This is a genomic window from Carnobacterium sp. (assembly GCF_032094055.1).
GTDB lineage: Bacteria > Bacillota > Bacilli > Lactobacillales > Carnobacteriaceae > Carnobacterium_A.
The window spans coordinates 13,638-21,322 of the sequence record NZ_DAMDAK010000030.1 but is presented as its reverse complement, the minus strand read 5'-3'; the positions used below and the strand labels follow the sequence as shown (position 1 = coordinate 21,322).

General features: G+C 36.6%; 5 protein-coding genes and 1 pseudogene. All 6 read right to left on the bottom strand.

What is annotated here, in order from left to right; all coding sequences use genetic code 11:
* A partial coding sequence (locus tag RT405_RS06380; protein ID WP_313468511.1) for a response regulator occupies positions 1 to 1,029 on the bottom strand: 1,029 nt, incomplete at its 3' end.
* Between the two features lie 27 nt (positions 1,030 to 1,056).
* Positions 1,057 to 2,751, bottom strand: coding sequence for a sensor histidine kinase (locus RT405_RS06375; RefSeq protein ID WP_313468509.1), 1,695 nt, complete (start codon positions 2,749 to 2,751; stop codon positions 1,057 to 1,059).
* A gap of 35 nt (positions 2,752 to 2,786) precedes the next feature.
* Positions 2,787 to 3,386, bottom strand: a complete 600-nt coding sequence (locus RT405_RS06370; protein WP_313468507.1) for a DUF624 domain-containing protein — start codon at positions 3,384 to 3,386, stop codon at positions 2,787 to 2,789.
* Between the two features lie 163 nt (positions 3,387 to 3,549).
* A complete protein-coding gene (locus tag RT405_RS06365; RefSeq protein ID WP_313468505.1) occupies positions 3,550 to 5,718 on the bottom strand; it encodes a GH92 family glycosyl hydrolase in 2,169 nt (722 codons plus the stop codon).
* Between the two features lie 110 nt (positions 5,719 to 5,828).
* Positions 5,829 to 7,207 (bottom strand): annotated as a pseudogene (locus RT405_RS06360) (ABC transporter substrate-binding protein).
* 89 nt (positions 7,208 to 7,296) lie between these two features.
* Positions 7,297 to 7,685 (bottom strand): carbohydrate ABC transporter permease (locus RT405_RS06355; protein WP_313468503.1); only part of this gene is annotated, 389 nt, incomplete at its 5' end.

Here is a 7,685-nt window from a genome sequence, read left to right as displayed (position 1 = left end):
TTCGATTGCATCAAACTGCAAGTAAACATTGACGATAACTAAATACATCAATCGTTTAACGTTTTCAGCCTCTAACAGCTGATTCTCTTTTAATTGCCTAATAAATAATGAAATCTCTTTTGAGATACGTTCAATATTTTTAGAAAAAATCCCTTCATTTAAATCTGTTATCAAACCTGATAAAGTTAAATCAGTAATTTTATTCTCTTTATACGTGTTTAGAGTAAAGGGCTGCCCATAAAAATCAGCATGTTTTTTTGCTTTTAGTGCTGTTTTGTAACTTTTATAAACTTTTTTTGTATTTTCTACTTGTGAACCAACGTAAAATAAACAGTTGTTTCCCATTTTTTCATTTAATTTATTCAATTGCAGTTCTATGTTTTCTTTTTCTGTCAAAATAATCACTTTTTCTTTTTCATTTAACGATAGAAACAAAGGCTGATTCAATGAACGACAAACCTCCTTAAATGAAAGCTCCCAGTCTTTTAATTGTTTGTTTCGAACAAGAACTACGGTAAATTTTGTATTTTCAGAAATATCAAACGATGCGTTTTCGAATAGTCGTCCAAGTTGATCTTCCTGCAATTCATTTCTTATCCACCGACCAAGCATTCCTTCAAAGATCACTTGGTCGGCTTGGTTATATAACTTGGCTTGTTCAAATTCTTTTAGTATATTCTCAAGTGAATGATACAGTTCTTCTTTATCGATCGGCTTCAACAGATAATTAGAGGCTCCTAAATGCATCCCGCTTTTGACATATTCGAATTCTTGATATCCTGAAAGAATAATAAACTTAAAAGGTTCAGCTATCTTTTGCGCTTCTCGAATAAAATCAATTCCTGATAAAACAGGCATTGTGACATCGGTTAAAATGATATCGACAGGATGTTCTGCGATAAAATCGAGCGCTTTTTTTCCATTTCTAGCTGTTCCAGCTATCTCCATACCTAAACTTTCCCAGTCAATCAATTTTTGCAGACCAACTAAAATCATATATTCATCGTCTACCAATAATACTTTATACATACTAACTCATCCTTTTTTAATCATTCATCAGAACACCATTACAATAGTTGTTCCTCCGCCAACAGTTTCTTTAATTTCCATTTCAAACTGTTCTCCAAAGTAAAGTTTCATTCTGGTATAGACATTCATGATTCCTACTGAACCAGGTTTAAATAAATCGGTGTCTTTGAAAGAGCGATTCAACTGTTCCATTTGTTCTTTTGGAATCCCTTTTCCATTATCCACAATGAATATTTTTGTTTTGTCTTCTTCACGGTAGGCTTTGACACTAATGGCGTTTTCTATTTTCATAAAATCGATTCCATGCGCAAAGTAATTTTCTATCAACGGCTGAATAGCAAACTTAGGTATCATGACTTCTTTAGCATCTTCGCAGACTTTAAACAAATAAGCTACTTGGTCAGGGTACCTCATCTGATAAAGGTAAATATATTTTTCGCAAAATTTCAATTCATTTTCTACAGTCACTATTTTTTCGTGAGAAATATTGTTTCTCAACAAAGTTGCAAAATGAAATACCACGTCTGCCAACTCTTCAGCTCCTTCACTAATCGCACTCATTCGGATGTATTCTAATGTATTATACAAAAAGTGAGGATTGATTTGAGATTGTAAAGCACGCATATCGGCATCCTTTTGTTTGATTTCTAATTCATAAATATCTTTGATATACGTTTGCAGGCTGTCGAGCATGTCATTGATACCTTCTGCTATTTGCTTGGTTTCAGCTTTTTTGTCTTGCGTGCTGATTCGGTTTTCGCTGTCTCCTGCCGCAACTTGATCGATCGATATTAGAATATCTTCTACTTGAACCACATACTTCTTGAATAAATGAAAAAGGATCAGCAACAAAACACTGTCGATCAGTAAGCTGAACAAAAAGAGACTAAATGTATTTTTCCATGTACTTTCATTGATTTCACTACGCGGGATCAATGTATAAATTTGATGATCGCTTTTAGTCAGCGACTCAGTGACATAGTAGTCTTTTTCCAATTCTGTTAAATTGATTTTTGAATGAACAGCCATTTGATCCACCAGCTTGTTTGCAATATCGGAATGACTTTGATGATTGCTGCCTTGATAAGTTAGTTGGTTCGTATTTGAAAAAACAAACGTTTGAATCGTATAATTGGTGTTTTGATTAGTCAAAATTTGATCAAACGTTTCTTTTTCAAAATCCATATGCAAAGAACCTATCGACTGCAAGGTGTTGCGGTTCATCAAAATAGCAGAAAAACGGATAGCTTCTGTCAAAGGCAGCTGTTTCACCTTTTCACCCATTAAACTACCTGTCTTCGAATAATAGATTTCTGGATAATTGGTTAAATTAATACTAGTTGCTAAAAGTGAGCTTTCATTGTAGTAGAGACTCTCAATAACTTTGGGCAAATAATAATAATTGTCTGTGTGGTAATTGATATCCAGCACTTCCGATAAGTAATCAGCATAAGACAATTCAAAATATTGGTAAATATTGTCGATTTTTTCTGGTGTTGAAGTTAAGCTGACAGCCACTTCTTCAACTTTTTCTTGGTCTTTATTGATTAAAAATTCAAATCGACCCGATGCACTTTGAATACTTTGCAAAGCTAATTTTTTGTTGTTTTCATAAAGCAATCGTCCAACTGCTACACTAAAAACGGTCAAAAACAGAATCAAAATAATCGAATACGTTTTTAGCAACGAATAGATTTGATTGCTTTTCACTTTTGGTTTCATTTTGCTGCTGCTCCTTAACTAAGACCTTTTTTCGTTCAATCCATTAAAATACTCTCAAACATTCTTTTTGTGCTCGTACTGATAACAACAGCCAGCAGTCCGGTTGAAACAAATAATATCAGTCCGGGAAACTTGTAAGTAATTAAACTGGTGATTACCAAGCCGAACACCAACAAAAAGCATTCTTTTGTATTGGTAAAAAACTGTATCACAGATAGTTTTAGTGAATTGAATAATGTGATCTCAAAAGAAGTCAAAACAGCCAAGTTGATCATAAAAGATAACACCAAGATAAACAAGATGAAAATAAGAAGAAAATCAAGCATTAAAAAAACCAATCCTTTAGTCTGAAGGGCAATAAATAAATTGTAGCCGATGATCAAAAGAACTGCGGCATAAAGTAAAAACAATTGGTTTCCTTGTTTAAAATGCTGTTTAAAATGAACGAATGTAGTTTTCCATTTGATTTGTCCAAAATCCCAATTTGCTTCAGTATGCGCTTCTATAATCGCCATCATAGCTGGGGTGACGCCTAGAACTAATAACCCCATAAAACTCAGTCCCCAAAAATACAAACTTAGTTTTATCAAATAATATATTTTATTAAATACTGTTTCAATTCCTTTTGAAAACACACTTCATTCCTCCAAATCTTTCTCTCGTGCTCTGTTAAAAACAATTGCTTTTATCTTACACTACTTAGAGCAAATAGAAAAGGAGCGAGACAACTGTCTCCACTTCTTTTCTTGTCTCACTAACTAGCAACGTGCATAAGTCAAAATCGATTATCGACCAGACTCATTGTTTTTTTAATGAAAAAGGGCGTTCTGCTTTTGAATAGTCTTGGTATACAGGAGCTAACCCTAAGTGGACGGTAAACTCTCCGCCTTTAACGAGATCAGTATGAGTCAAAAACAATTTTTTATAGTCTTGCTGATTTTTTTCAACTTTAGTCACAAAGTTAGCTTGTGATGTATTGTTCAATGTTTCGATTTCCCACATCTTCCCATTTGGCAGCTGAATGCTCACTTCATCAAAAAGCGGGATCCCTAAAACATATTCTCCGCTGCCGGGAGTTACGGGATAAAAGCCCATGGAACTAAAGACAAACCAGCCTGACATACTGCCGTTGTCTTCATCTCCGGGAAACCCTTCATAACCGCTGTTGAACAACCGGGTCATCAATTGTTTAACAACGACCTGGGTAGATGCCGGTTTCCCGACATAGTTAAACAAGTAAGGAATATGGAAGCTGGGCTGATTAGAAAGAGCTAATTGTCCGTAATCGATCGCGGCTACTTCGCTCATTTCATGAATTTCAAATCCATAACTGCCGACCTCAAATGAAGGAGAAGTGTTGCACAATTCTGTCAGCCGGTTTAAAAAAGCTGTTTCGCTTTCGTAACTGTCGATTAAGTCTTGGAAGTTATGATAAACACCGAAGCTATTTTGCCAAGCGCTTCCTTCTGTATAGTCAAAACCCCAGCGTTCTGGAGAAAAGTCAGCTCTGAAAATTCCTTTTGAATCTTTCCCGCGCATAAACCCGGTTTCTGAGTCAAATAAGTTTCGATAGTTTAAAGAAGACTGTATGAATTGTTCTGCTGTTTCCTGTTGATCTTCCAGCAGGGCAGCAGTCTGACCGATACAAAAGTCACTGTAAGCGTAATCCAACGTTTGATTCACACTTTCGGGTACAGCTGTTGAAACATAGCCCAATTGATCATATTCTTCAATTCCAAGTCGGCCGTATACTGAGTTTCCGCTTTTAACTGTTGCCGTTTTGACCATGGCTTCCAAAAACTCGGCTATTTCTGCTTTAGACAACAGCCCTTTCACTGCAGCATCTGCAATCACGGCGTCAACCAACGTACCGGGCATCATTCCACGTTCATCAGGAGAAAGCCACTTAGGCAAAAAGCCGCTTTCGTTATAAGATGTTAAGATACCGGCTAAAATTTCTTGATATTCACCAGGTGCAATGATTGAATACAAAGGATAAACGGTTTTATATGTGTCCCAGAATCCATTATTGGTATATAAATAACCCGGCTTTACTGCTTTTGCTGTCGTATCATAATGGATCGGCAACTCCGCTTCATTTAATTCATAAAATTTTTGCGGAAATAAAAACATCCGATAGAGACAAGTATAAAACGTTTTGACGTATTCTTGGTTTTTATGCGAAACAGTAATTTTTCCTAAATACTTATTCCACATTTTTTCAGCAGCTAACTTTTGTGCTTCAAACGAATCCGCTATCTCTCGGTTATGGTTTGACTGTGCTTGTTCTTGGCTGATAAAAGAAGTTGCTAAGCTTGCTTGGACTGTCTGACGAGCAGCTCCTTCAAAATACACTATCAATTGCTTGCCTTCTTCTGTTTCAAAAAGACCGCTGACTTCAACGTCAAGAGACTGATCAAAATGAAGCGTAAAATACATTCCAAATTCAGGGTCATGGCTGCCGGCAGCATAATTAGCAAATCCGCTGACTGTGTTGGTTTTCGGTTCCAATCTTAACCGGCTATTTTTACCCGGCACATGAAAAACGATTCCTGCTTGTTTTTCAGACTGGTATGCAAACTTCATGCGACAACCTCGTTCGCTAGGAGTCAGCTCTGTAATAATGTTGTATCGCAGTTGTTTGACTTTTAAATAATGCGGGCTAAACACCGATTCTTCGGGCCGATAAGAACTTTGATAAGAAAGAATGTCATTTGAACAGTCGTTTCCCGCAATCGGCGTGATCACTATCGGACAAAAATCCCCCATCCATGGACTAGGCTGATGAGATAAACGAATTCCTTGGAATACGCGATGGTAAGGATTAAAAAACCAGCTATCTTCATTCGCTGTTTGTACAGCATAATGGTTCATTCCAAAAGGAACACCTGTATAGGGCAATGTATTGCCATTCGAAAAATTACGGTTATTGTTTGTTCCTTGTCTTGTATCGATCATTTCTAACATGTTATTTTTCTCCTCTTCAACTTATTATCAACGCTTAGGTCTTTAGTTTTTAAAGAAAAAGAACGCCTAAGAAGCAGGCGTTCTTTTTAACAAAGGTCTCTTTAAATCGATTATTTACTTGCATTGAATTCGTCAAATTGTTTTTGTGCTTCTTCTTTGATCTTATCCAATCCAGCTTCTTTTAATTTTTCTAAATATTCAGGTACAACTTTTTTAGGATCAACACTACCTGTTTGCAACCCAGCTGTGTATTGAGCTGCCACGTTATTCACATTTGTAATTTCTGTCTTAACATTGTCAGTCACAAAGTTAAATCCAAGTAATGGAGATTCTTCTGCTTCTTTAATTGATTTTTCTTTGTATTCGATTTGTTCATCTGTTACAGCTTCATCGATGTAAAGAATCGCATTGTTAGCTAAGTTCCATGCTGACATGTAGCCGCTCTTAGGATCTTGGTACCCTTCCAATAAGCGTACACGTCCTTCTTCATCGGTTTTTTCCCAGTTTCTGCCTTCAACACCATAAACCAAACCATTTAACAATTCTGGATCTGTGTTCAGCAAGTTCAAGACTTTCATAGATTCTTCTTTTTTCTTAGAATTGTTTGAGATAACAAAATTAGCCATCCGGGCTTGTGCTACAGTTTTTGCTGGCTTAGTAAAAGGTTTTGACTGAATGTCTTTTCCAGTAATACGTTGTAGCAAGTAATCACCGTAGTCGTAAGGTCCTTGTGTTTCAGCTCTTACGAACCAAGTATCTTCATCTGTGTTGTAAGCCGTTTGGCTGGTGGCCGCATCAGCAGGAACAAAGCCTTTTTTGTAGTAATCATGCATAGTATCTAGTTGCGGCAATAGGCCGTCGCCTTCTTCATATGGATTGATCAGTTTTGTAAGATCTCCATTTAAATCGATACCAAGCGGTACATTGTTGCCGATCAAGAAATCGATGTCTTTTTCAATTCTCCAACCTGAACCTGCAGTTAAAGGTACAACACCAGGTTCATTGTCTTTAATGGTTTGCAAGAAAGGTTCTAAATCTGTTAATTTGCTGACTTTAGAAATATCCATATCGTATTTATCTAAAAACGTTGGGTTAAACGTAAACATTTGTTGTGCATAAACGTTTGCATTAACGGGTATAGCATAAAGTTTTCCATCAATTGTATTTCCTTTAATGTACGCTTCATCTAATTGTTCCATTGTTTCAGGTGCAAATTCTTTAGATAGTTCTGTTAAATCGGCATACGAATTTTCAAGCGGACGCCTATTTCATCTTCAATTCGTTTGTTGGCAATTTCCATTAATTCGTCAAGATTTTCTGGTGCTACTCCGACTTGGTACATCAAAACAGTGTCTTTGTCTCCGCCGGTGTTTTTACTTTCGCTTTCCTTGCTGTCGCCAGATGCTAATCTGCCGCACCCGACTAGAGCTGCTCCGCATAAAAGAGCAACAGCTCCTCTAACCAATGTCTTCTTAAAATTGATTTTCATTGTATATCCTCCATTACTATTTTTTTATAAAACTCAAACCCTTTAGATAAAAACTTACAAATTAATCATAACCACATACCCTTAAGCGGCTATTCTTTCACTCCGCCGATAGTCAATCCGCTGATAAAGTACTTTTGGAAGAATGGGTAGCTTAATGCGATTGGAAGTGTAGAAATAACAACCATTGCCATTCTTGTGGCTTCTTTCGGGATACCAGCAGCTCCAATCATGGAACTCATACCAGCATTTTCAATCATAAATTCGATATTGCTTTGAATCTGCATCAATACATATTGCAGCGGCATCAAATTGTCGCTTTGAATATACAGCAATGCGTTGAACCAATCATTCCAAAAACCGATAGCTGCAAATAAACTGATCGTTGCAATTCCCGGCACGGCTAATGGTAAGACGATTTTCCAAAATGTTCTTAGTTCTCCTGCTCCGTCAATTCGAGCAGACTCAATAATCGCAGGTG

Bases quoted from the DNA above. Each gene is read 5' to 3' on its own strand.
- RT405_RS06375 (WP_313468509.1), bottom strand. From the start codon at position 2,751: ATGAAACCAAAAGTGAAAAGCAATCAAATCTATTCGTTGCTAAAAACG.
- RT405_RS06365 (WP_313468505.1), bottom strand. From the start codon at position 5,718: ATGTTAGAAATGATCGATACAAGACAAGGAACAAACAATAACCGTAAT.